This window comes from Geobacillus thermodenitrificans subsp. thermodenitrificans DSM 465 (genome assembly GCF_000496575.1).
GTDB lineage: Bacteria > Bacillota > Bacilli > Bacillales > Anoxybacillaceae > Geobacillus > Geobacillus thermodenitrificans.
Genome location: NZ_AYKT01000002.1, coordinates 357,986 through 382,061, shown reverse-complemented (window position 1 = coordinate 382,061; position 24,076 = coordinate 357,986). Strand labels below are relative to the sequence as shown.

General features: G+C 51.3%; 24 protein-coding genes. 3 read left to right on the top strand and 21 right to left on the bottom strand.

All coding sequences use genetic code 11. The features are described 5' to 3' along the window. Nucleotide 1: 1 nt before the first annotated feature. The 7 genes from ybeY to rpsU form a co-directional block, all read right to left on the bottom strand. Nucleotides 2-472, bottom strand: coding sequence for an rRNA maturation RNase YbeY (gene ybeY, locus DSM465_RS0104330; protein ID WP_008879906.1), 471 nt, complete (start codon nt 470-472; stop codon nt 2-4). Next, a complete protein-coding gene (locus tag DSM465_RS0104325) occupies nt 469-2,571 on the bottom strand; it encodes an HD family phosphohydrolase (RefSeq protein WP_029760697.1) in 2,103 nt (700 codons plus the stop codon). The genes ybeY and DSM465_RS0104325 overlap by 4 nt, the downstream gene beginning before the upstream one ends. Nucleotides 2,572-2,621: 50 nt before the next feature. Further along, nucleotides 2,622-3,584 carry a PhoH family protein gene (locus DSM465_RS0104320; RefSeq protein ID WP_011887835.1) on the bottom strand — a complete coding sequence of 321 codons (963 nt, stop codon included), beginning with the start codon at nt 3,582-3,584 and terminating at the stop codon, nt 2,622-2,624. Between the two features lie 2 nt (nt 3,585-3,586). Then, nucleotides 3,587-4,774 carry a sporulation protein YqfD gene (gene yqfD / locus DSM465_RS0104315; protein ID WP_029760696.1) on the bottom strand — a complete coding sequence of 396 codons (1,188 nt, stop codon included), beginning with the start codon at nt 4,772-4,774 and terminating at the stop codon, nt 3,587-3,589. Beyond that, nucleotides 4,771-5,064: a sporulation protein YqfC gene (yqfC, locus tag DSM465_RS0104310; RefSeq protein ID WP_008879910.1), complete on the bottom strand. Its 294-nt coding sequence runs from the start codon at nt 5,062-5,064 to the stop codon at nt 4,771-4,773. The genes yqfD and yqfC overlap by 4 nt, the downstream gene beginning before the upstream one ends. A gap of 103 nt (nt 5,065-5,167) precedes the next feature. Beyond that, nucleotides 5,168-5,614 carry a GatB/YqeY domain-containing protein gene (locus tag DSM465_RS0104305; protein ID WP_008879911.1) on the bottom strand — a complete coding sequence of 149 codons (447 nt, stop codon included), beginning with the start codon at nt 5,612-5,614 and terminating at the stop codon, nt 5,168-5,170. Between the two features lie 29 nt (nt 5,615-5,643). Further along, complete coding sequence (rpsU, locus tag DSM465_RS0104300; protein WP_008879912.1) at nt 5,644-5,817, bottom strand: 30S ribosomal protein S21; 174 nt, start codon at nt 5,815-5,817, stop codon at nt 5,644-5,646. A gap of 185 nt (nt 5,818-6,002) precedes the next feature. Between rpsU and DSM465_RS0104295 the strand changes: the two genes are divergently transcribed. Next, the gene (locus tag DSM465_RS0104295; RefSeq protein ID WP_029760695.1) at nt 6,003-6,938 is read left to right on the top strand and encodes a Na/Pi symporter; all 936 of its coding nucleotides are present in this window, start codon (nt 6,003-6,005) and stop codon (nt 6,936-6,938) included. On the opposite strand, the gene deoC is transcribed toward DSM465_RS0104295, so the two are convergent. The 13 genes from deoC to gpr all read right to left on the bottom strand — a co-directional run bounded on the left by deoC (nt 6,935) and on the right by gpr (nt 21,968). Continuing rightward, entirely contained in the window at nt 6,935-7,606 is a 672-nt protein-coding gene (gene deoC, locus DSM465_RS0104290; protein ID WP_029760694.1) for a deoxyribose-phosphate aldolase, read from the bottom strand. The two genes, DSM465_RS0104295 and deoC, sit on opposite strands and share 4 nt — an antisense overlap. 228 nt (nt 7,607-7,834) lie before the next feature. Continuing rightward, nucleotides 7,835-9,184 carry a tRNA (N(6)-L-threonylcarbamoyladenosine(37)-C(2))-methylthiotransferase MtaB gene (gene mtaB / locus DSM465_RS0104285; protein WP_008879915.1) on the bottom strand — a complete coding sequence of 450 codons (1,350 nt, stop codon included), beginning with the start codon at nt 9,182-9,184 and terminating at the stop codon, nt 7,835-7,837. A 78-nt stretch (nt 9,185-9,262) separates the two neighbouring features. Then, nucleotides 9,263-10,039, bottom strand: coding sequence for a 16S rRNA (uracil(1498)-N(3))-methyltransferase (locus tag DSM465_RS0104280; RefSeq protein ID WP_029760691.1), 777 nt, complete (start codon nt 10,037-10,039; stop codon nt 9,263-9,265). Between the two features lie 18 nt (nt 10,040-10,057). Further along, entirely contained in the window at nt 10,058-10,996 is a 939-nt protein-coding gene (prmA, locus tag DSM465_RS0104275) for a 50S ribosomal protein L11 methyltransferase (RefSeq protein ID WP_011887841.1), read from the bottom strand. A 5-nt stretch (nt 10,997-11,001) separates the two neighbouring features. Continuing rightward, on the bottom strand, nt 11,002-12,147 hold the full coding sequence (gene dnaJ / locus DSM465_RS0104270; protein WP_008879918.1) for a molecular chaperone DnaJ: 1,146 nt from the start codon (nt 12,145-12,147) through the stop codon (nt 11,002-11,004). A 126-nt stretch (nt 12,148-12,273) separates the two neighbouring features. Continuing rightward, a complete protein-coding gene (gene dnaK / locus DSM465_RS0104265; RefSeq protein WP_008879919.1) occupies nt 12,274-14,091 on the bottom strand; it encodes a molecular chaperone DnaK in 1,818 nt (605 codons plus the stop codon). Between the two features lie 22 nt (nt 14,092-14,113). Further along, complete coding sequence (gene grpE / locus DSM465_RS0104260) at nt 14,114-14,776, bottom strand: nucleotide exchange factor GrpE (RefSeq protein WP_008879920.1); 663 nt, start codon at nt 14,774-14,776, stop codon at nt 14,114-14,116. A gap of 95 nt (nt 14,777-14,871) precedes the next feature. Further along, complete coding sequence (hrcA, locus tag DSM465_RS0104255) at nt 14,872-15,906, bottom strand: heat-inducible transcriptional repressor HrcA (RefSeq protein WP_008879921.1); 1,035 nt, start codon at nt 15,904-15,906, stop codon at nt 14,872-14,874. Between the two features lie 83 nt (nt 15,907-15,989). Beyond that, nucleotides 15,990-17,129, bottom strand: coding sequence for a radical SAM family heme chaperone HemW (gene hemW / locus DSM465_RS0104250; RefSeq protein ID WP_029760690.1), 1,140 nt, complete (start codon nt 17,127-17,129; stop codon nt 15,990-15,992). A 113-nt stretch (nt 17,130-17,242) separates the two neighbouring features. Then, nucleotides 17,243-19,072, bottom strand: coding sequence for a translation elongation factor 4 (lepA, locus tag DSM465_RS0104245; RefSeq protein ID WP_008879923.1), 1,830 nt, complete (start codon nt 19,070-19,072; stop codon nt 17,243-17,245). A 151-nt stretch (nt 19,073-19,223) separates the two neighbouring features. Next, nucleotides 19,224-19,562: a DUF3679 domain-containing protein gene (locus DSM465_RS0104240; protein ID WP_008879924.1), complete on the bottom strand. Its 339-nt coding sequence runs from the start codon at nt 19,560-19,562 to the stop codon at nt 19,224-19,226. 13 nt (nt 19,563-19,575) lie between these two features. After that, nucleotides 19,576-20,775 carry a stage II sporulation protein P gene (spoIIP, locus tag DSM465_RS0104235; protein WP_008879925.1) on the bottom strand — a complete coding sequence of 400 codons (1,200 nt, stop codon included), beginning with the start codon at nt 20,773-20,775 and terminating at the stop codon, nt 19,576-19,578. Nucleotides 20,776-20,849: 74 nt separating this feature from the next. Continuing rightward, complete coding sequence (gpr, locus tag DSM465_RS0104230) at nt 20,850-21,968, bottom strand: GPR endopeptidase (RefSeq protein ID WP_008879926.1); 1,119 nt, start codon at nt 21,966-21,968, stop codon at nt 20,850-20,852. A gap of 182 nt (nt 21,969-22,150) precedes the next feature. Between gpr and rpsT the strand changes: the two genes are divergently transcribed. Beyond that, nucleotides 22,151-22,420: a 30S ribosomal protein S20 gene (gene rpsT, locus DSM465_RS0104225; protein WP_008879927.1), complete on the top strand. Its 270-nt coding sequence runs from the start codon at nt 22,151-22,153 to the stop codon at nt 22,418-22,420. Between the two features lie 134 nt (nt 22,421-22,554). On the opposite strand, the gene holA is transcribed toward rpsT, so the two are convergent. Then, nucleotides 22,555-23,574 (bottom strand): DNA polymerase III subunit delta, encoded by a 1,020-nt coding sequence (gene holA / locus DSM465_RS0104220; RefSeq protein WP_011887844.1) that lies wholly within the window; start codon nt 23,572-23,574, stop codon nt 22,555-22,557. A gap of 283 nt (nt 23,575-23,857) precedes the next feature. On the opposite strand from holA, the gene DSM465_RS18770 reads away from it, so the two are divergent. Next, complete coding sequence (locus DSM465_RS18770; protein WP_008879929.1) at nt 23,858-23,992, top strand: YqzM family protein; 135 nt, start codon at nt 23,858-23,860, stop codon at nt 23,990-23,992. Nucleotides 23,993-24,076 lie beyond the last annotated feature (84 nt).

Genomic DNA, 24,076 nt, shown 5'->3' with positions numbered 1-24,076 from the left:
GCTATCTCGTCAACCCGAACCGTGTTAAGATTTCCTCTTGCTTGGCAAACATGACTCTCTCCTCCTCTTCCGTCTCGTGGTCATAGCCAAGCAAGTGCAAAAAGCCGTGCACGGCCAAAAATCCGAGCTCGCGCATGAACGAGTGCCCGTATTCTGCGGCCTGCTCCTTCGCCTTCGGGATGGAGATGATAATATCGCCGAGCACCGGTGGCACATCAGCACCGATGATGTCGATTTCTCCTTCCCCCTCCTCTTCAAGGGCAAACGATAGCACGTCCGTGGGAGCATCTTTGCCTCGGTAATCGCGGTTCATCACACGAATGCGTTCGTTATCCACGAACGAAACGCTTACTTCCGCCCCCTCCGGCACGTTCTCGACGGCCGCCGCTTCGCGAATCAGTTGCTCGAGCGTCTCGATTTGCTCGGCCGTCACTTCGTTCGTCTCATCGATAAAATCGATTTGAATCGTCATGCATGCTTCACCTTTTCCTTTCGTACTTCCGGATATTCGATGCGCGAATGGAAGACACCGTTTAACGTCTCACAAAGCGAACGAGCGACGATTTCCAGCTCTTTCAACGTAATGTCGCATTCGTTCAGTTGGTTGTCTTGCAGACGGTCAGCGATAATCGCCCGCACGATCTTTTCAATTTTTTCTTGCGATGGATTGGATAACGAGCGAACGGCCGCCTCGACGCTGTCGGCAATATTGATGACCGCCGCTTCTTTTGTCTGCGGCTTCGGGCCAGGGTAACGAAACTCCGCTTCAGAAACAAATTCGGTTTGCTCGCGCGCCTTATGATAAAAATACTTGAGCAACGTTGTGCCGTGATGCTGTTCGGCAATGTCAACAATCTCCTTCGGCAGCCGGTGCTGGCGAAGCAAGGCGGCGCCATCAGCAACATGGGCGATAATTATATTTTTGCTCAATTGCGGCGATAAATGGTCATGCGGATTGCCACCCATTTGGTTTTCAATGAAATAGCGCGGCCGCTTCGTCTTACCGATGTCATGATAATAACAGGCAACGCGCGCCAGCAAGCCGTCAGCGCCGATCGCCTCGCACGCTGCTTCGGCCAAATTGGCGACCATGACGCTATGATGGTACGTTCCCGGCGCTTCGGTCAGCAACTTCCGCAGCAACGGGTGGTTCGGGTTGGACAATTCTATGAGCCGGAGCGGCGACAAAATGCCAAACGTCGCCTCAAACACCGGCAACAGTCCGATTGTCAAAATGGCAGAAACAATGCCTGAAGCAGCTGCCATCACAACAAAGAGGCTGATCTCCATCAACGAATAACGTCCATTTTTTAACAACAACAATGAAAGGAGCGAAACAATATTGACCGCAGCGACGAGCACGCCGGCCCGCCATATTTTTGCTTTCGCCAACTCCTTAGATAGAAAAAAAGTTCCAGCCATTCCTCCAGCGAGCAGATAGATAGCCAAGGACACAGACACCGCACCGGCTGCTCCAACTTCCTCATTGAACAGCAGGCTGCTGCATATGGCTCCGATGACCGCTGTCATGATCGCGAGCCGCTCGCCGAGCAGCACGCGGACAAGCATCGGCCCGAGCGCTGCTGGAACGAGGTAACCGACTGAGACGGCACCGCCGGACGATAGAAGACGGATAAGCACCATCACCGTCATCATAAACGTAAAAATCGCGGCATAAAGCGACAGCTTTTCATTCGTCGTTTCGGCGCGGAAATAGTAAACGAGCGGTGAGAGCAGAAGCAGCACGAACAAAAACAGCCCGACCGCCGGCCAAGGGGTGCGACCGCCGTTGAGCAGTCCGACAAGTTCAAGCTGATGATAAATATCGCTCGTAATAAACTGCCCCTCTTCCACGATCACTTGTCCTTGCAAAATTTTCACCGGTTTCACTTCGTCCATCGCCTGGCGTCGTTTCTCCTCGGTCGCCGTTCGATCGTAAACGACGTTCGGAATGACCGCCTGCCGGCAAAGCTTGGCAACCGCTTCACGAAGCGGGGGCGACAGCGCGGCATATTCGAGCTCTTTCGCTGCTTTCGCACGCGCCTGTTCAAGATCCGCTTGGGAAATGCGTTCTCTCATAGCCGCGTGCACGACTGTCAACGCAGCTTCTTTCGCCGTTTTGAGCTCATCGGGAGAAGCGCTTAGCAACCGTTGCCATTCGTCGGCAGACAAATAGGCGAGCCACTCCGGCGGCAACCGTTCTTCAAGCTTAGCCGCCAGTTCGCTAGGCGAGCTGTCCGAATCCGCCTCATTCTGTACGCTCTCGATGGCAGCAAACAGCGAGGAAAGAAGATCGACTCGGTTTTCGGCATATTCTTTTTTCAATGTGTACACGTCCGCTACTTTGGCAGCTGCTTCTTCTTTTAGTCTCGCCGTCGCTTCCTTATCCTCCACCGTCACCGGGGAGCGGATCGTTTCCTTCGCGACGTCAAACAAGCGCAACTCATATTGGCGCGGCTTCACTTGCCAATACAGGACAGTAAACAACAGCGCAGCCAAAAACAAAAACAGCCAAAAGCGGGTGAAGCGGACATCTTTTGTCCGCTCAAGAAAAAAACGAAGCCTTCCCACCGGTTTTCCCCTCGCTTTTCAAGAAAAGACCATGGCTTTCAGTCTTTTTTCTATAAACCAGCCTCATCATAAGCATCAATAATTTTTGCAACGAGCGGATGGCGAACAACATCGGACTGCTCCAAAAACACAAAGGCGATGCCGCTAATAGGCGACAAAATGCGCTTGGCAACGGAAAGTCCTGATTCAACCCCTTTCGGCAAATCGACTTGCGAAATGTCGCCAGTAATGACCATTTTCGATCCAAAACCGAGTCGGGTTAAAAACATCTTCATTTGCGCCGGTGTTGTATTTTGCGCTTCATCAAGAATGACGAACGCATCCTCCAGCGTTCGGCCGCGCATGTAAGCGAGCGGGGCAATTTCAATTGTGCCGCGCTCGATCAACCGCTGTGTATATTCCGCTCCTAATACATCGTCAAGAGCGTCATACAGTGGACGCAAATACGGATCTACCTTTTCTTTCAAGTCGCCGGGCAAAAAGCCGAGGCTCTCCCCCGCTTCGACGGCCGGACGGGTGAGGATAATGCGCTTGACGTTGCCGCTTTTCAGCGCTTTGACCGCCATGACAACAGCCAAGTACGTTTTCCCGGTGCCAGCCGGCCCAATGCCGAACGTCAAATCGTGCTGTTCAATCGCCGTAACATAATAGCGCTGGCCTAATGTTTTGACACGAATCGGCTTCCCTTTGGCATTTTTCGCGATCTCCTCGTCATATAGCTGAACGAGGCCATCAATCGCCCCTTTTTTTACCATCTGAATGGCGTACATGATGTCGCGCTCACTGATCGCCACCCCTTTGCGAATGACGATCAACAAATGGCGCAACAGCTCATCCACAAGTTGGACTTGCTGCGGCGTACCTGAGACGTTAACCGTTTCTCCGCGCGTCACAATCGACACGCCAAGCTCCTCTTCAATCCGCTTTAAATGGGCATCATGGACGCCAAAGAGCGCCGATGCTTCCTGCTGATTGCGCACGTGTTGGCTGATCGTAACAAACTGCTCTGACATTCTCAATCTCCTTGAACGATTGGTTGTGGTACGGCAATATTTTCAATGACTGTGTAATGCAATTCTACCCTTACTTTACCACTCTCTTTGCTCTGATGCAAAACTTTTTCGCCACGAATGGTTGCCTCCTCCGGCAGCTTGGCCTGCAATTCACGGCGGGCGATCTTTTTCGCTTCCGCGAACGCTTCTTCCCACGTATAGCTTCGCTTCACCGCTTCCGCCTCGCGAACGATGACGCGCTCATAATAAAACGGCAAGTCCCATTTCCAAAAACGGAACGGCCGTTTTTCTCTCTCGATAACAGTATGAGTAAACGTCGGTTTCTTCCATCCCCAAACCGGAAGGGAAAAGCGGCCGATTCCGATATAATGGCGCTCAATCGATTTTCCAGTCAACACGTGAAATGTCGTCTCGAGCGGCAGGACAACAGTAGACTTGTACCATGTTTCGCCAAACACCTTCCCCGTGGACGGCACAAATTTCGTCCGCCCTTCGACGCCGATAATGCCAGAAACAAGCAGTTGGCCCTTTTGTACATAATCGTTAACAGACACAAGCGGTTGTCCTTCTTCAACAAATAAGTCAGCTACCACCGCCTCTTTTTTGGCGACTAAATGGCGTGGTGGAGCCGGCTGTTTCGGCTTAGGAATCTCTTTTTCGACAACGCGGAAGTGAAGCGATGTTCCCTCCCATTGAACACCGACCCACGTAATGTCATGAATGCGTTCGGTCAACTTTTTTTGCAGCGTTTCCGGGTCGTCAAGCAGAAACTGGAACGCACCGCGCTCGACTCCCATTCGTTTCAGTTCGCGTACAATTTGATGTTCTGTCTCGGGGGCCGCGCCTTCGATGTCAATGTTCCAAACGATGTTGGACAGCAAAAACATAATGGCTATAAAAACGAACAGACCGAGCCAAAACCCGCTGTTTCGCCACGCGCGGCGCCAAAAAAACGGCAGCCCGGTTCTCCCGACAAACGAAAGCTTGCATTCGCTTTGCCGGGCGATATGGCGCAGCCGTTTCACATCGCTGAGCTTAATAAAAAACGTTGCGGTATCCCGGCTATGTTTTTTCACGTTCCACACGGTGATGCCGTTGCGTACACAGGCGTTGATCAGCCGTTCCGTCCCCTTTCCTTCCGCCTTGACTCGCACGCTGCCGGTAAACGTGTCAACCCATTCGTTTTTCATCGTTTTTCCTCCTCTATATAAACGACTTGGCTAATTTTCCCTTCGAGTAAAATTTCTTCCGGCAAAATCGTTTTAATGACAAATTGTTCGCCGCGGACAAGCAGCTGCCCGTTCCGCAGCAAAAGGCGGAGCTCTTTATCGCTGAACGCAAGCAGCCCACGGTGGTTTTCGATGTAAATATGTATTTGTCCAACCATCGTAATGCGGGGCAGGTCCATCATGATGTCGGCGGGAAGCTCAAGTTTTTCCGTCATCCACCGCTTCATCTGCTGGCGCCACTTTTTCATCATTTAAAAAGAACCCCCTTTCATCTCATATGTATGAGACAAAAGGGGGTTCTAGCACCGCTTTTCAAAAACAACGGGCCCGCCTGTCGGCAAGGCCCATTGCATTTTATGAAAGCTGTTGTTGGACAAGTTTATTGACGAGCGAACCATCCGCTTTTCCTTTCACTTTCGGCATGATCGCACCCATCACTTTTCCCATATCCGCTTTCGAAGAAGCGCCGACTTCCTTGATCGTCTGCTCGATCAGTTCGCGCAACTCATCCTCCGTCAGCGGTTTTGGCATATACAACTGAACGATTTCAATTTCGTTTTTCGCTTTTTCGACAAGATCTGAACGGCCAGCGTTTTCAAATTCTTGGAGGGAGTCTTTACGCTGCTTCAGTTCGCGAGAAAGAACCGTCAGCTCTTCGTCTTCTGACAGCGAGCTTTTGCCGAGCTTGATCGCTTCATTTTGCAACGCCGCCTTCAGCATGCGGAGAACAGACAGCTTTTCTTTCTCCTTGTTTTTCATTGCTTGCTTCATATCGTCATTCAAACGATCGAGAAGACTCACCGATTATACACCCTCTTTAATGCATGCTCTTAGTGCTTGCGCTTTCTAGCCGCTTCAGATTTTTTCTTCCGTCTGACGCTTGGCTTTTCATAAAATTCGCGCTTTCTCACTTCTTGCAAAGTACCGGTTTTCGAAACGGCACGTTTAAAGCGACGAAGAGCGTCATCGATCGACTCATTTTTGCGAACGATCGTTTTGGACATCCTGCTTCCCTCCCTCCGAACAACAACCATTGCATATTGTACTTGTCAATTATAATACATGCCGACGGAAAAGGTCAATAAAAAAAGCATGGCCGCGCTCAGTCCGTTCTGTCCCACTTCCCTAAAAAACGGTCATTCCCCCCGGACAAGGCCCATACATATTAGGATGAAAGGGGAGAACGTCCATGGGGCCGCTTTTGATGCTGTTTGCCATTTACACTGCCGTTTTCCTGATTGGCATGTTCATGATGAAAGCTGGGTTTTACACCTTATCCGGCCATCGGTTGAAACGATGGCTCATGCGGTTTACTGCCACACCGTGGCAAGCGTTTCTCACCGGCTTGGCGACGACCGCGCTTGTGCAAAGCAGTTCGGCAGTGATGGTGATGACTGTCGGCCTCGTTGCCACTCGCTATTTATCATTCCGCCAATCGATCGGTATCATTTTAGGCAGCAATATCGGCTCAACAATCACGACTGAGCTAATAACGCTCGATATCGGCGATGGCGCCATTCCGTTCCTTCTTGGCGGCGCGCTGCTCGTCTTTATCGGACGCCACCGCCTCGTTTACAGCCTTGGGATGATTGCTGTCGGCCTCGCCGCTTTGTTGTTTGCCATGGACGGCTTCAGTAGCCTCGCTAAGCCGCTGGCTTCCTATCCGCTCGTTGATGCTTGGCTGCAACAGACAAACGGTTCAACGGCAATCGGCCTTCTCGTTGGCATCATTCTGACCGCTCTTGTTCATTCAAGCGCGGCGACGATCGGCATCGCTATGGGATTTTTAAACGAGCAATTGTTGACACTGCCAGCCGCCATCGCTATTTTGCTTGGTGCCAACATCGGCACGTGCATCACCGGATTGTTGGCGTCTATCGGCTCAAGCAAGGAAGCGCAATTAACCGCCTACACCCATTTATGGCTGAACGTCGTCGGCGTGGCCGCATTTCTTTTTTGGATCGAAGCGCTCGCCCGCCTCGCTGTGATGCTCAGTCCGGCGCCTGACGTGCAGCTCGCCCATGTAAGCGTCTTGTTTAACGTCATTTGTTCTGTCGCCGCCTTGCCGTTTGTCGGCGCCATTGAGACGGCTATTTTATTTTTGCACGCCCGCAGGCGGACTTAATAGTTAGCGCCGCCGGTTTGGCCGCTGACGATCGCCACCCCGGAGCTCGTCCCAATGCGCGTGGCCCCAGCTTCAATCATCGCTTCGGCTGTTTTTCGGTCGCGGACGCCTCCTGAGGCTTTGACACCTGCTTTATCGCCAACTGTCCGGCGCATCAGCGCCACGTCTTCGACCGTCGCTCCGCCGCCTGAGAATCCGGTCGACGTTTTTACGTAATCGGCGCCCGCTTTCACCGCCAATTGGCAGGCGCGCACTTTTTCCTCATCAGTCAACAAGGCCGTTTCGATGATCACTTTCACAAGCGCTTTCCCGGACGCCGCCTCAACAACCGCACGAATGTCGCGCTCAACGAGTTCATCGTTACCACTTTTTAACGCGCCGATGTTGATTACCATATCGACTTCGCGGGCGCCGTTTTCGATAGCGTTGTTCGTTTCAAACGCCTTTGTTTCCGGCGTCGTCGCCCCAAGCGGAAAGCCGATGACCGTGCAGACGCGGACATCAGTGTCGGAAAGCTCGCGTGCCGCTGTTTTCACCCACGCTGGGTTGACGCACACCGAGGCGAAGCCGTGTTGCTTTGCTTCGTCGCATAGTTGAATGATTTGCTCTTCCGTCGCTTCTGGCTTAAGCAACGTATGATCGATCATTTTAGCAATATTCACCGTCATGGAAAGTCGCTCCTTTCTCCCGCTCTTTCATTAAACAAAGGTCTGACGTCTACCATCATACCATGTCCTTGCAACAAAAACTAGCCACCATCTATATTGTCTCCTATTTCGGCTCTCAGCGAACTTTTTAACCCGATACCATTAAATGAAATGGACGGAAAACGAAAAACCCAGCCTTTAGGCTGGGTTTTTGAGTCGGTCACACTTCTCCTGAACCGATCATTTTGCTTATGAGCTTAATTTCACCGAACGGACAGCCTCATCCGACACAACGCGGACAAACTCGCCTTCGTTATACGGATAGCCGGCCTTCGTAATTTTCACTTTAACAAGTTCGCCGACCATCTCTTCTGTCGCCGGGAAGCGCACTTTCAAATAGTTATCGGTATAACCAATATACATTCCCGGCTCTTCCTTATCGTGCTCTTCCGGAATAACCTCGAGCACTTGCCCTTCGAACCGGGAGGCGTATTCTTTCGCCAGCTGGTCGGAAAGGGCAATTAAGCGGCGGACGCGGTCATGTTTCGTCTCTTCATCGATTTGGTCCGGCATGCGAGCTGCCGGTGTGCCGGTTCGTTTCGAATATGGAAAGACGTGCAGCTCAGAGAACCGCTGTTCGCGGATAAAGTTGTACGTCTCCATAAATTCTTCTTCCGTTTCACCTGGGAAGCCGACGATGACATCGGACGTCACTGCGAGTTCTGGAAACACTTCACGCAATCGGGCGAGCCGCTCAGCAAAAAATTCGACCGTATATTTGCGGCGCATCCGCTTGAGCACCGTGTTTGATCCCGATTGAAGCGGGATGTGCAAATGGCGGACGATTTTATCCGACCGTCGCAAGACATCGATGACCTCATCGGTCAGCTGGCTTGCTTCGATCGATGAGATGCGGATCCGTTTGAGCCCTGGCACTTGCTCGTCCAAATCACGCAAAAGCGCAGCAAAATTGTAGTCTTTGAGATCAGTGCCATAGCCACCTGTATGAATGCCGGTCAAAACGATTTCTTTATAGCCGGCGGCAACGAGCTGACGCGCTTGACGGATAATTTCTTGCGGATCACGCGAACGCATCAAGCCGCGCGCCCACGGAATGATGCAAAACGTGCAAAAGTTGTTGCACCCTTCTTGGATTTTGAGCGACGCCCGCGTCCGGTCAGTAAATGCCGGCACATCCATTTCTTCGAACACGCGTGTTTTCATAATGTTATGGACAGCGTTGATCGGCTGCCGTTCACGCTGAAACTGCTCGACATAGTCTAAAATTTTATGCCGGTCTTGCGTACCGATGACAATATCAACACCAGGAATCGCCATCACTTCCGCTGGCGATGTTTGCGCATAGCATCCGGTCACGCAGACGACAGCGTCCGGATTGCGGCGCACCGCACGGCGGATAACTTGGCGGCTTTTTTTATCGCCGGTGTTCGTCACCGTACACGTGTTGATCACATATACATCAGCATGGCTTTCAAACTCTTTCCGTTCATAGCCGGCCTTTTTAAACAGCTGCCAAATCGCTTCCGTTTCATAATGATTGACTTTGCAGCCCAATGTATGGAAAGCCACTGTTGGCATATTCTTCACCTCACTCTGCACCACCGCTGATCGCCAGCGAGGGCTACATGTTTTATGATAAACTCCAAATCGGCTACGTTACTCTCGCTCTCTCTTAGAGCCTGATTCACAAAGCTCCCATTCGTACGAAGCGGCGGCAAGCAAGTAGAGCGGCGCCGTTTCCGTCCGCAAAATACGCGGGCCGAGGCTGCACGGCAAAAAGCCGCTTTGCTTGAGCTGTTCCGCCTCCTCACGGCTGAACCCGCCTTCCGGCCCAAAGACGGCTAAAAGCGAGCTGCCGGGCTGAAGGTCGGCAAGGAGCGCCGGAAGTGAGGCATGCCGCCCTCCGCGCGCTTCTTCTTCATAGGCAAACAGCCGGCTATCAACCGTTTCCCCGAAAGCGATCAGTTCCTTAAGCGAAAGCGGCGCCCGCACGATGGGCAACAACGTTCGTTCGGCCTGCTCGGCCGCCTCTTTCGCAATTTTTTTCCACCGCTCCACTTTTTTCTCTGCTTTTTTGGCATCCCATTTAACGACCGAACGAGCGGCCACAAATGGAAGAAAGCCGGCAGCGCCGAGCTCCGTTCCTTTTTGGATGACGAGCTCCCATTTTTCTCCTTTTGGCAGCCCTTGGGCGATATAAATGCGCACCGGCAATTCGCGCCCTTCTTCCTTCCATTGTACAATACGGGCACATACTTGCTCATTGGCAATTTGTTCAATTTGGCACACGGCCGTGCGTCCATCCGGAAATACGCAGGCAATGGCGTCTCCCGGCTTCATGCGCATAACGCGGGCAATATGATGGGCGTCATCGCCGCTGATAACGACGTTTTCGCCTTGGCGCTCCCGGTCGGAAACGAAATAACGCTGCACCAAACATCCCTTCTTTGCTTACGGTTTGATGGCGACAAACGCCACCCAGTCTTCCATCACATTGACTTCTTCAATGAAAAATCCAGCAGCAAGCAGTCCGTCCTTGACATCTTGCTTCTTCGCCTGAATGATGCCAGACGTGATAAAGCGGCCGCCCGGTTTCAATAGCCGGTAGGCGTCAGCCGTAAAGCGCAAAATGATTTCAGCTAAAATATTGGCGACGATCACATCGGCTTGCTCATCGATATGGTCAAGCAAATTGTTTTGCGCGACCGTGACAACGTGTTGCACTTTATTGAGCTTGACGTTCAGCCGCGCGCTGTCGATTGCCACTGGGTCTAAGTCGAGCGCCCGCACCGAATGGGCGCCAAGCATGGCAGCAGCAATGCTTAAAATGCCGGAGCCGGTGCCAACATCAATGACATTGTCTCCAGGATGCACATATTTTTCGAGCGCCTGCAGGCACATGACCGTTGTCGGGTGGGTGCCGGTGCCAAACGCCATACCCGGATCCATTTCGATGATCAGCTCATCGTTGGAAGCCGGCTCATACGTTTCCCATGTCGGCACGATTGTAAACTTTTCCGATACTTTTACCGGGTGGTAATGCTTTTTCCACGCCGTTGCCCATTCTTCCTCATTCACTTCGCTCAACGTAATTTTATTTTTGCCAAGATCAATATCGTATAGCCATAAATTGTTAATTGCCTGCTTGATTTGTTCTACCGTTTCACCCAGAAAACTATTGACCGGCAAATACGCCTTAATGACGACGCCTTCTTCCGGATAATCGTCCGGATTGAGCTCGACGATTTCGCCATACCAGTCGTCGCGGTCTTTGACAAGATCGTACGGATCTTCGATAACAACACCACCGGCGCCTGCCTCATGCAAAATGTTTGAAATCGCCTCGACCGCCTCGTGCGTTGTATGGATGCTGATTTCTGACCATTTCATCGCGCTCACGTTTCTCCTTTAAATGCCTTTTTTACTTTTTCAAAAAAACGGCCGTGCGACCCGTCGTGCATCGTTTCCCCACCGAGTCGGTCGAACTCGCGCAATAGCTGTTTTTGTTTTTCTGTCAGCTTCGTCGGCGTCACAACGCGGACGATGACGTGCTGGTCGCCTTGGCCGTAGCCGCGCACGTTCGGCACTCCTTTTCCTTTTAAGCGGAAGCGCGTGCCCGTTTGTGTGCCAGCCGGAATTTTCAGCTTTACATCACCGTGGAGCGTCGGCACTTCAATTTCATCACCAAGCGCCGCCTGAGCGAACGAAAGCGGCACTTCACAATAAATATCATCACCGTCGCGTTTGAAAAACTCATGCGGTTGGACGCGGAAAATGATGTACAAATCCCCTGGCGGCCCGCCGTTGACGCCCGGTTCCCCTTTGCCGGCGACACGCAGCTGCTGGCCATCGTCAACACCAGCCGGAATTTTGACATGAATTTTTTTCCGCTTTTTGACGTGCCCGGTGCCGCCGCACGTCGGACATTTTTCCGGAATGTGACGGCCCGTGCCGCCGCAAACCGGACATGTCCGGCGGTTGACAATGCGGCCAAACGGCGTCGCCTGTTCGCTTGTCACCTGTCCGCTACCATGGCAATGCGGGCACGATTGCGGGCTTGTACCTGGCTTCGCTCCGCTGCCGTGGCACGTATCGCACGTTTCTTCATGCGGAACTTCAATTTCCGTTTCTTTTCCAAACGCTGCTTCCTCAAATGTGAGCGTCATCATATATTCCAAGTCGGCTCCTTTTCGCGGCCCGCTTGCCCGCCGGCGTGAACCGCCGCCGAAAAACGTCTCAAAGATATCTTCAAAGCCGCCAAAACCGCTGAATCCACCAAAATCAAACCCGCCACCTTGGAATCCACCGCCGAACGCCTCGTTCGGGTCGGCGTGGCCAAACCGGTCGTAGCGAGCCCGTTTTTCATCGTCACTTAATACTTCATACGCTTCTTTAATCTCCTTAAACTTCTCTGCGGCGTCCGGCGCTTTGTTAATGTCTGGATGATACTGCTTCGAAAGCTTTCGATACGCTTTTTTAATCTCGTCTTTCGTCGCGTTTTTACTGACGCCAAGAACTTCATAGTAATCACGCTTCGCCATCGTTGGTCATCCACTCCCGATTCACTCACATAAAGATAATTTTATCATTTCCCTTTATTTTATGGCAATATGTGAATGCTAGAAAAAAAGTCAAAGCCAAGGCAGGCCTGACTTTGACTTTTTTCATTATTTGTCGTCATTGACTTCTTCAAATTCCGCATCGACCACATTGTCTTTCTTATCGGCCGCGCCGGATTGCGCCTGTTGCGCTTGTTGCGCCGCTTGTTCATACAGCTTGATCGATAGCTGCTGCACCGCTTCTTGCAGTGCATCTTTTTTCTTGCGGATGTCATCAAGATCGTTTTTCTCAAGCGCTGCTTTCAATGCATCTTTCGCTTCTTGCGCTTTTTTGATTTCATCAGCGCTCACTTTTCCTTCGAGCTCTTTGACCGTTTTTTCCGTTGTAAAGATGAGCTGATCGGCTTCATTGCGCAAATCGGCCGCTTCTTTCCGCTTCCGGTCGGCTTCGGCGTTTTCTTCCGCCTCTTTGATCATGCGCTGAATTTCCTCTTCCGACAGGCCGGATGACGATTTGATCGTAATGGATTGCTCTTTGTTCGTTCCTAAATCTTTCGCACGCACATGAACGATACCGTTGGCGTCAATATCGAACGTGACTTCAATTTGCGGCACACCACGCGGCGCCGGCGGGATGTCAGTTAACTGGAAGCGGCCAAGCGTTTTGTTGTCAGCCGCCATCGGACGCTCCCCTTGCAAAACGTGGATGTCGACCGTTGTTTGATTGTCGGCCGCCGTTGTGAACACTTGCGATTTGCTCGTCGGAATCGTCGTATTCCGCTCGATCAATTTCGTAAACACGCCGCCCATCGTTTCAATACCGAGCGACAGCGGGGTAACGTCAAGCAAGACAATATCTTTCACTTCACCGGCGATGACGCCGCCTTGGATCGCCGCTCCGATGGCCACGACTTCATCCGGGTTAACGCCTTTGTGCGGCTCTTTGCCAAGCTCACGCTTAATCGCTTCTTGCACGGCCGGAATGCGAGTCGAACCACCGACTAAAATCACCTTGTCAATATCCGCAGACGTCAAACCGGCATCTTGCAACGCTTGACGGACTGGCCCCATCGTGCGCTCAACGAGGTGCGCGGACAGCTCTTCAAATTTTGCCCGAGTGAGCGTCGTCTCAAGGTGGAGCGGACCGTTTTCGTTCGCGCTGATGAACGGCAGCGAAATTTGCGTCTGCGTCACACCAGACAGTTCTTTTTTCGCTTTTTCGGCCGCATCTTTTAAGCGTTGGAGCGCCATTTTGTCTTTGGACAAGTCGATGCCGTTCTCTTGCTTAAACTGGCTGACTAAATAGTCGATAATGACTTGGTCAAAATCATCGCCACCTAAATGGTTGTCCCCAGCAGTCGCTTTTACTTCAAACACACCGTCGCCAAGCTCCAAAATCGAGACGTCAAACGTTCCGCCCCCCAAGTCATAGACGAGAATCGTTTGGTCCTCGCCTTTGTCGAGGCCGTAAGCAAGCGCCGCAGCCGTCGGTTCGTTAATGATGCGCTCAACTTCCAAACCGGCGATGCGTCCAGCGTCTTTCGTCGCTTGGCGCTGCGCATCGTTGAAATACGCCGGCACGGTGATGACAGCGCGCGTCACCGGCTCACCCAAATAATCTTCAGCGTACGATTTTAAATATTGCAAAATGATCGCCGAAATTTCTTGCGGCGTATATTGCTTTCCTTCAATCTCGACTTTGTAATCCGTGCCCATGTGGCGTTTGATCGAGATGATCGTATTCGGATTCGTGATCGCTTGCCGTTTGGCAACCTCGCCGACTAAACGTTCACCGTTTTTAAACGCCACAACCGACGGGGTTGTGCGGCTCCCTTCTGGGTTTGGAATGACTTTCGCTTCGCCGCCTTCCAACACAGCGACGCAAGAGTTTGTCGTTCCTAAGTCAATGCCGATAATTTTGCTCATCGCTCATCGCCCTCCGTTTCCATTATTGGCTCACTTTTACCATAGCGGGACGGAGAATGCGGTCTTTTAACTTATAGCCTTTTTGCAGCTCCTCCACGACCGTATTCGGCTCATAGCCGCCTTCATCCGTCTGCATAACTGCTTGGTGTAAATGGGGATCAAACGGTTTGCCAACCGCTTCAATCACCTCGACACCTTCTTTTCTTAACGCGTCAAGGAGCGAACGGTACACCATTTCTACCCCTTGCAAAATCGATTTTGCTTGTTCGTTTTCCGTCTCTATTTTCAACGCACGCTCAAAGTTGTCGAGCACAGGAAGCAAATCGCTCGCCAAACTTTGGGCGCGGTATTTTTCAGCCGCTTCCATCTCTTGACGTGCCCGGCGGCGGAAGTTTTCAAAATCAGCGTACAGGCGAAGATAGCGCTTTTCCATCTCAGCTAACTTCTCTTCCAATTCAGCAACTTGCGCCTTGGCTTTGGCCAGTTCTTCCGCCTCAACCGACGTTTGCTCGGCAGGATCAGCTGTCGTAGAAGCTGCCTCCGGATTCTCGCCGGCTTGTGCATCTGCATGCTCCGAAGCGGCGCCAATCGCTTCGTCTTCCGGTTGCGAATCTGCCCCTTCTTTCGAAACCGGCTGTTCCGTTTCCAGCTCATTGTATGTAGCTTGTTTGTCTCCTTGTTCCATTGCCTTCACCTCCCTATCAGGGTTTGCGATTTATGTATCAATGGCCACAAGGAAAGGATGGACGCGCATCCATCCGTTAACCAATATGGCCATCCTTACTGATTTTGATACCATTTCGTCAATGCAGCCGACAAATCGGTAGCAACGCGGTTTAACACGGTAATGACGCGTGAATATTCCATGCGCGTCGGACCGAGAATAGCGATCGTCCCGAACGGTTCATCGCCAATCGAATACGTAGCCGTAATCAAACTGCAGTTTTCCATACCGCTCAGCTCGTTTTCCCGCCCGATCGACACTCGCACCCCTTTTTGACTTTGCTTGCGGAGCAAACGGTAAATGTCCTTTTCTTGCTCGATAATGTTCAAAAGCGGGCGCACCTTTTGGATGTCGCTAAACTCTGGCTGGTTAAACATATTCGTTTTTCCAGCAAAAAACATTTTTTCCTCTTCAGGAATATCGAGCGTGTCGATTAGTGTATTGAGTATACTGTCGTAGTTGCGAATATGCCGGCGCAGCACGTCGGCTACTTCCGTCTCGATTTTTTCTTTTAAATCGATAAGCGGAACGCCATTCAAACGCTCGTTTAAAATATTGACCATCTTTTCGAGATCGCCGGCATTGACGGTTGTCGGGACTGTGATGACCCGGTTTTCGACGTGACCGGTATCCGTCACCACAATGGCAACAGCCGTCTGTTCAGTGAGCGGAATGATCTGCATCCGTTTCAGCTTGCTTTCCTTAAACGCCGGACCGAGGGCAATCGACGTATAATTCGTCAAATCGGATAAAATTTGCGCCGACTTTTGCACCAATTTCTCGAGCTCGTAGATACGTTCAGCGAACACGGAGCGGATTTTTTGGATATCCGTCCTCGTCAACCGCTGCGGCGGCAATAAGTGGTCAACGTAGTAGCGGTACCCTTTTTCCGATGGCACACGGCCCGAGGAAATGTGCGTTTTTTCAATATAGCCCAGCTCTTCCAAATCCGCCATTTCGTTGCGAATCGTCGCTGAACTGAACGAGATTTGGTGCTTTTTCGATAACGTCCGCGAACCGACAGGCTGCCCGGAACGAATGAAGTCGTCGATAATCACCTGCAAAATCAACAGTTGGCGGTCCGTTAACACGTTTCTCACCTCTGTTAGCACTCAAACAATTCGAGTGCTAAATCTACTATTAGGGTAGCAAATCGCCCGGTAAATGTCAATCTTTACATTTCTCCGAGGAAGGCAGCAAACACTTCATTGCCAAGCAGCTTGCCGCGTTTTGTCAAGCGGACATGAGTCGCCGTCTCCTCGAGGCGCCCGTTTTCGATTTCACGGCGGATTGCCTCGCCAAACATGTCGCTCATCTCACGGCCAAACTTTTGCCGAAAGCGTTCTTTCGATACGCCTTCTGTCTTGCGCAACCCTAAAAACATCTCCTCCTCCATCTGTTCACGGAAGGTCAGACGGTGCACGTCGCGATGCGGCCATTCGCCGCGTTCCACTTTCTCGATGTAGTGGCGGATCGGACCGATATTGGCACGCCGCACTCCATCGATATAGCTGTGCGCCCCGGCACCGATGCCGTAATACTCTTCGTTGTTCCAGTAGACCAAATTATGCTGGCTTTCAAACCCTGGGAACGCGTAGTTGCTAATTTCATATTGCTGATAGCCGTGAGCTACGGTTCGTTCCATCGCCGCTTCATACATCACCGCTTCCGCTTCTTCGCCTGGAAGGCGAAGCCGACCGTTCCGCCATTCGTTGTAAAAAATCGTCTTTGGCTCGATAATAAGTGAGTAGGCGGAAAGATGTGGTACATGAAGCGAAAACGCTGTTTCCAAATCGGCGAGAAACTGCTCGAGTGTCTGTCCCGGCAAGCCATACATAAGATCGAGACTGATATTTTCAAAACCGGCTTCCCTTGCCATCGCCACCGCCCGCTCGGCATCACCGCGCCGATGCGTGCGGCCGATCGCTTGAAGGAGCTCATCATCAAACGCCTGCACTCCGATGCTCAATCGATTCACTCCAGCATCGCGCAAAATGGCGAGTTTTTCTTTCGTCAGCCCATCCGGATTGGCCTCGACCGTAAATTCGGCCGTTTGCGGGTGAAACTGAAAATGTTTATGAATGCTCTCTAGCAGACGGCCAAGCTGCACCGGCTCCAGCACCGTCGGCGTGCCTCCTCCGATAAACAGCGTCTTAAGATGACTGCCGAACTCGGCCGCTGTCCATTCCATTTCCTTGTCCATCGCCTGCAAGTAGTCGTCAATCGGCTGGCCTGCCGCAAACACTTTGTTAAAGTCGCAATAGTGACAAATATGAGCGCAAAATGGGATGTGAAAATATGCCGATGTTGCCATGGCTCTCCTCCTTTCGGCTGCCGGCGCAACGGTGCATGGCACCTTCATCTTTTTGCCGACATCGCATCGTAAGAAAGAAACAAGGCCATCCCCGAAGGAGACAGCCCTGCTCATTATTTTTTCTGGTCGTCGATTTTCAAGACAGCCATAAACGCTTCCTGCGGCACTTCGACCGAACCGATTTGTTTCATCCGTTTCTTTCCTTCTTTTTGTTTCTCAAGCAGTTTCCGTTTCCGCGACACGTCGCCGCCGTAACATTTGGCGAGCACGTTTTTACGCAGCGCCTTGATCGTCGAACGGGCGATGATCTTATTGCCGATCGCCGCCTGCACAGGCACTTCAAACTGTTGGCGTGGAATTAAATCTTTCAGCTTCTCGACGATCACTTTGCCGCGCTCATAAGCCGAATCGCGGTGAACAATAAACGATAAAGCGTCAATTTTTTCGCCATTCAACAAAATATCCATTTTGACAAGATTGGACGGCCGGTAACCGATCAATTCATAGTCAAACGACGCATACCCTTTCGTGTTCGACTTTAACGCATCGAAAAAGTCATACACGATTTCCGACAGCGGAATATCGTAAATCAACATGACCCGCTTTTCATCTAAATATTGCATGTCAACGAACGTGCCACGCTTTCCTTGGCACAGCTCCATCACCGGTCCGACGTAGTCGTTCGGCACCATAATCGTCGCTTTTACATACGGCTCTTCGATGCGGTCGATTTTTTGCGGATCCGGCATGTTCGTCGGGTTGTCGACATCGACTTCCGTTCCGTCCGTTAAATATACTTTGTAGACAACGCTCGGCGCCGTTGTAATTAAATCGATATGAAATTCACGTTCAATCCGCTCTTGGATAATCTCCATATGAAGCAAGCCGAGAAACCCGCAACGAAAGCCAAACCCGAGCGCCTGCGACGTTTCCGGTTCAAAGTGAAGCGCCGCATCGTTGAGCTGCAGCTTTTCTAACGCTTCGCGCAAGTCGTTGTAGCGCGCCGTGTCGATCGGGTACATGCCGCAAAACACCATCGGATTGAGCTTCCGGTAGCCAGGGAGTGGCTCAGCAGCCGGCCGTTCGGCATCGGTAATCGTATCGCCGACGCGCGTATCTTGTACGTTTTTGATCGACGCAGTTAAATAGCCGACATCACCGACCATCAGTTCGTCGACAACTTTTGGTTTTGGTGTAAACACGCCGACTTCGGTCACTTCAAACTCTTTGCCGGTCGACATCATTTTAATGCGCTGGCCCGGCTTAACCGTTCCATCGACGATACGGACGTAGGCGACAACGCCGCGGTACGGGTCATAAAGTGAATCAAAAATGAGCGCCTTCAACGGCGCGTCCGGATCGCCTGACGGAGCAGGAATTTTTTCCACGATTTGTTCTAAAATGTCCTCGACGCCGATGCCGACTTTCGCGGAGGCGAGCACCGCTTCAGAGGCATCGAGGCCAATGACGTCTTCGATTTCTTGGCGGACACGCTCCGGCTCGGCGCTTGGCAAATCGATTTTATTAATGACTGGTAAAATTTCTAAATTGTTGTCAATGGCCAAATACACGTTTGCGAGCGTCTGCGCTTCAATGCCTTGCGCCGCATCGACGACTAAGATCGCTCCTTCGCAAGCAGCCAAGCTGCGCGACACTTCATACGTAAAATCGACGTGGCCCGGCGTATCGATCAAATGGAAAATATACTCTTCCCCGTTTTTCGCTTTATATGTCAACTGGACCGCATTCAATTTGATCGTGATGCCGCGCTCGCGCTCGAGCTCCATCATATCGAGCGTCTGCTCGCGCAACTCGCGCTCCGACAGCGCACCTGTTTTTTCTAAAATGCGGTCCGCAAGCGTCGATTTTCCGTGGTCAATGTGAGCGATAATCGAAAAGTTGCGAATCCGTTCCTGCCGTTTCAACCGTTCTTCCCGGTTCATTGTCTCTCACTCCTGCTTCTTCGCAAAACTACACTAGCTTTGATTATAGCAACAGTGCGAAGAAGATTCAATGACCAAGACAAAAACAAAAAAACCGCCAGACTTGGCGGGACGGATATCTTTTTCAGCTGTCTGGAAACCGGGAAACCGGCTAATCAAACGCACGGCCGATGAGCGAAAGCAACGTTTCCATGAACGCTGTGGCTGCATCAGCCAACTGCCGGCCGAGTTCAGAGAAGAGGTTAAACGTTTTTAGTTCCTGAATCGTTTCCTTCTTTTCCTGCAAATCGCTCGCTGCCACTGTCTGCCCGAACACCGCCGCCTCAAGCTCTCCGTTTCCGTTTTTCTCGATCTGGATGACGGAAGGAAACGACGGATCGGCATAGCCGCGCATCCGTTCCATGCCGTGATGCGCCTGTTGCATGCCAAACAGCACACCGAAAAAAAGAAGAAACAGCGCTATGCTAAACCGAATGAACCATTTGACCATACAAGACGCCCCTTTACTTTTCCTCTGCCGGAACCGGTGCTTCGACTTTTTCCGCCTGCCAATAATATTCGCTGAACACATCAGCAAAAGCAGCTGCCGAACGGAACAGTTCAGCAAACGTATTGTCGACACCGCCAAATTCAACTAAAATCGCGTTCTCGGACAAATCTTGATTAAACTTTCCGTCCGTTCCCGCCCCTTGCTTCTTAATGACTCCACGGCTTAATCCCGGATATTTTTTTTGCAGCAAATGGTGAAGCTCTGTCGCCAGCTGCAAGTTTTTCTCATATTCCGCGTTCTCACCGCCAACAATAAACGCCACACGCGCATAATCAACGCCATTGATCGTCGTCGTTGTATGTTGTCGTCGGTGTGCATCGCGATGAATATCGATGAAATATTGTAAATCACGGTTTTGCTTCATCGCCGCGACGACCGTTTGCCGCGACATATTGTACGCTTGGCCGTATTTCATCCCTTTTTTCAACAGTTCCGCTTCAATATCGGTTTTGTTAACTTGCGCGCCAATCCCCCGCTTCTCTAATTCTTCCATTAATTTTTCTCCGACTTTTGTAACGTTTACGTTGCGATGAAATGCTAAATCCGGATCGGTCACGCCTTTTAAGGCCGGCAAATACGACTCACGCGTATGTGTATGATAAATATAGACGACTTTTCTCCCTCCGGTCGTCTGCGCCGGCGGCGGAAGCGGCTTTTTATCTTGGTTTTGCTCCGCTTGCTGCAGCTCCTCAACCGAGGCTTGCCGCTCGGCGAGCATCACCTCAAGCGGAGGTGCCGATTCGTATGGAATGTTCGTATAATCTGTTCCTTCGCCGGCGATCAAAATTTTGCTGTCATACAAGGCAAAGCCCGGCAGCTCGCTACCGAGCAGACTGCGAGGATCATCGGGGTTGATGCTTGTCGCTAAGCGGAACAATAGCGACGAGTAATTCGTCTGTTGTCGCTCTTTCGGCAACAGCTGAGTAAAATAACGGTTTTCAAGCCCGAACAAACGAATGAACGTTTCTTCCGGAAAATGGGCCGCCATATCGTTAAGCGATGATGAAGATGGGCGGTATTCCGGACGCAGCGACGTAAGCGCTCCGACGAGCATAAACATCATCATGCATCCAAGTATGACGAGCATAAACAATTTTTTTAAACTGGCTCCTGGAACAGTGATCACGACGTTTGGGGAGCGCCTTCGTTTCATATTCTCACCCTTTCCCGGCTTGTCCTCTCACTTTAACGTATGGCCAAGCCGGAAAAGATAGAACCGTTTTTTGCCTAATGGGTGTAAGAGCCTGTATTGCTTTGATCAACTTGCCGGTGCAGCGCCGCGTTTAAGCCACTGGCCAATAAATTCGCCATATCGCCGATGAACGAATCGACCTCCTTTGGCGTCACCATTAAGTTATGACCAAGCGGAGCGAGCACTTCGTAAATGAGACGCCGCTTTTCTTCATCATCAAGCGTGCCGACCATGCCAAGAAACGCCGACCGCTCTTGCTGCGACGGCATATCTTGTTCCGTCAACTTCTTTTTGCGTCCAAACGTCCAGCCGGCCGGAGCGAGAGCGCTTGACGGCCGCTGACCTTCGCGCATCTCACGACCGAAATGTTTTAAAATGAAGTCAATCGTATCGCTTGTAATCGAGACGGCATCAACAACCGTCGGAACGCCGATCGAAATGACCGGGATGCCAAGCGTCTCATAGCTCAGTTCTTTCCGCTTGTTGCCGACTCCGGAACCAGGGTGAATGCCGGTGTCAGAAATTTGAATCGTCGCGTTGACACGTTCGATCGAGCGAGCCGCCAACGCGTCGATGACAATGACAAAGTCCGGCTTCGTTTTCTGAACGACGCCATGGATAATATCGCTCGTTTCAATACCGGTTGTCCCCATCACTCCCGGCGCGATGGCGCTGACCGGTCGAAATCCTTCTTCAACGCTTTCCGGCTGCAATTGAAACAAATGGCGAGTGACGAGCACGTTTTCAACTGTCAACGGCCCGAGCGCATCAGGGGTGACGTTTTGGTTGCCGAGCCCAACGATAAGGCAGCTCGCTCCATCTGGAATGCGAAGCTGCTTGAAAAAAGCGCTCAGTTGCTCGGAAAAAATGCGCTGCACTTTTTGTTGCAATTCTGTGTTTTGTTCACGGATGCCTTGCGCTTCGATCGTCAAATAATGGCCTGGCTTTTTCCCAATTGACGCCGATCCTTGCTCCGTCACGTGTACATGCGACAACTTGACGCCATCGATCTCTTGATCGTGAATGATGACTCCCTCAATCGGCGACGCGCTTTCTCTTTTTTGCTGCAAGCGCTCCTCGACCGCGATCTCATGAGCTTCGATCGCCAAGTCGGTGCGCACCGAGTACATGCGTAAATCGAGCGGCTGTTCCATATCGTTCCTCCTCGTTCATGCCGTTTTCTTTTATTGTCGCCGCAATAGGACTCGATCATTCATGTTTCGTAAAGGATTTTCGCTTGAATCCTCTTGCATAATCAAAACACGTTTGATAGAATAACATTTGTTCTTCCTGTTGTTCACAGCGAGAATAGGAACGGTAATGGAGGTGAACGGACGTGGCTAACATTAAATCGGCGATCAAACGCGCGAAAACGAGCGAAAAACGTCGGGCTCACAACGCCTCGATGAAATCGGCTATGCGCACGGCGATCAAAAAATTTGAAGCGCTCGTTGAATTGAAAGACGTGGAAAAAGCGCAAGAAGCGTTCATTATCGCTTCGAAAAAATTAGACAAAGCCGCAAGCAAAGGCCTTATCCATAAAAATGCCGCTAGCCGGCAAAAATCGCGCTTAGCGAAAAAATTAAACAGCATCCAAGCTTCCTAATGAAAAACGACCTGGCGCCAGGTCGTTTTTTTGCTTCCTTAATGAAATGAATGAAGCCTCGCTAGTTAGTCCATGTCATCCAAGAGAAAACAAGCTTTGCTTATTGAGCGCACAGTGAAGGGCGCTGGCTTTTTTTATTGCCGACCGCCCCACCGCATAAGCAACAGCTCCACCGCCAAACGGCGATCCATCGCTCCGCTTTTCACTTCGTAATCCGCAGCGGCAAGTTCGTCAATCGCCTTGGCCAGCTCCTGCTCAGAAAAACGAGCTGCTTGACCAAGGGCGAGCTTGACGCGAAACGGGTGTACTTTCAGCGCTGAGGCGATTTGTGTCTGTCCATAGCCCGCTTGAGCGAGCCACTTCACTTGCGCCAACAGACGAAAATGGCCGGCGAGCAACGCCAAAATTTTGATCGGTTCTTCATTGTTTTCCAGCAAATCATAAAATGTCTGCAACGCCGCGGGAATGTTGCGCTTCGCTACTTGCTCGACAAGAGCGAACACATTTTCTTCCGGTGTGCGGGCGACAAGCTGCTCGACTGCCTCTGCCTCCACCGTTCCACCCGGCCCGGCAAACAAGGCTAGCTTATTGATTTCGTTCGCCAATGCGGCCAGCTGCGTTCCAGCTCGCCGCAAGAGTGCATCAATCGCTTCGTCGCTAATTTGCGCTCCTTGGCTCTCGATCCGTCGCCGCACCCAAGCGCGCAACTCCCCTTCAGCGAGCGAGGCGGCGACGACGACTTCGCTATGTTCTTTGGCGAGTTTTGTGATTTTTTTTCGCTCATCGAGCTTGTCATACGGTGCGAAAAAGACGACGATCGAAAACGGTGCCGGCGCTTTGAAGTACGCCTCAAGCTTCGCCAAATCGTGCTCGATCTCCTTGTCTTTTTCGGCTGTAAAAAAATACGGATGTTTAATAAGAATGACGCGCCGTTCCCCGAAAAACGGCACCGTTTCCGCCTCTTCAAGCGCCGCTTGTACCGGCGTTTCCTCGCAGTCGTACACCGCTAAGTTCCATTCGTGTTCTTCCTCCCCAAGCGCCGCCTTCACTAATCGCTCGTACGTTTCCTGTAATAAAAATGACTCGCTGCCATATAATAAATAAAGGGGAGAAAACCGCTGTTTTTCGATGTTTCCCCATACGCGTTCTAGCATGTTCCCTTCTCCATTCTCTAGCAAGATTCCCTGCTAGAAAGATACACCGTTTTTCGCCATTTTACAAGGGAACCGGCTGTCGAGAAAACCGGTTCCCCTTTATATAAACGCCGACCAATAAGTCCTAGGACCTTACTGGCCAGCGGGTTATTTTTATGTTTTCCCGGCCGTTTGAAAGTATTTGTGTCAACTGTTGTCAAGGAAGGAAAATGGACAAGCGGCGGTAGATTTTTTTATTGTTTTCGTCTATACTAAAAATGATTGCACGAGGAGGGGGAAAACGATGAACGTATTTGAAAAGGAAGTGCAAAGCAAACGGAATGACGCCGTCGATTCCGCCGTCGGTTTTATCGTATCGTTCGGCTTTTTCGCGACGATGTTCATCATCGCGACGCTGATCGAATTTTTCGGCCGGTAAAGGATTGCTTACATAAGCAATCCTTTTTTCTTTTTGTATGATATGCTATGGTTTGATCGACCGAAAGGTTCCACTTTTTTTACG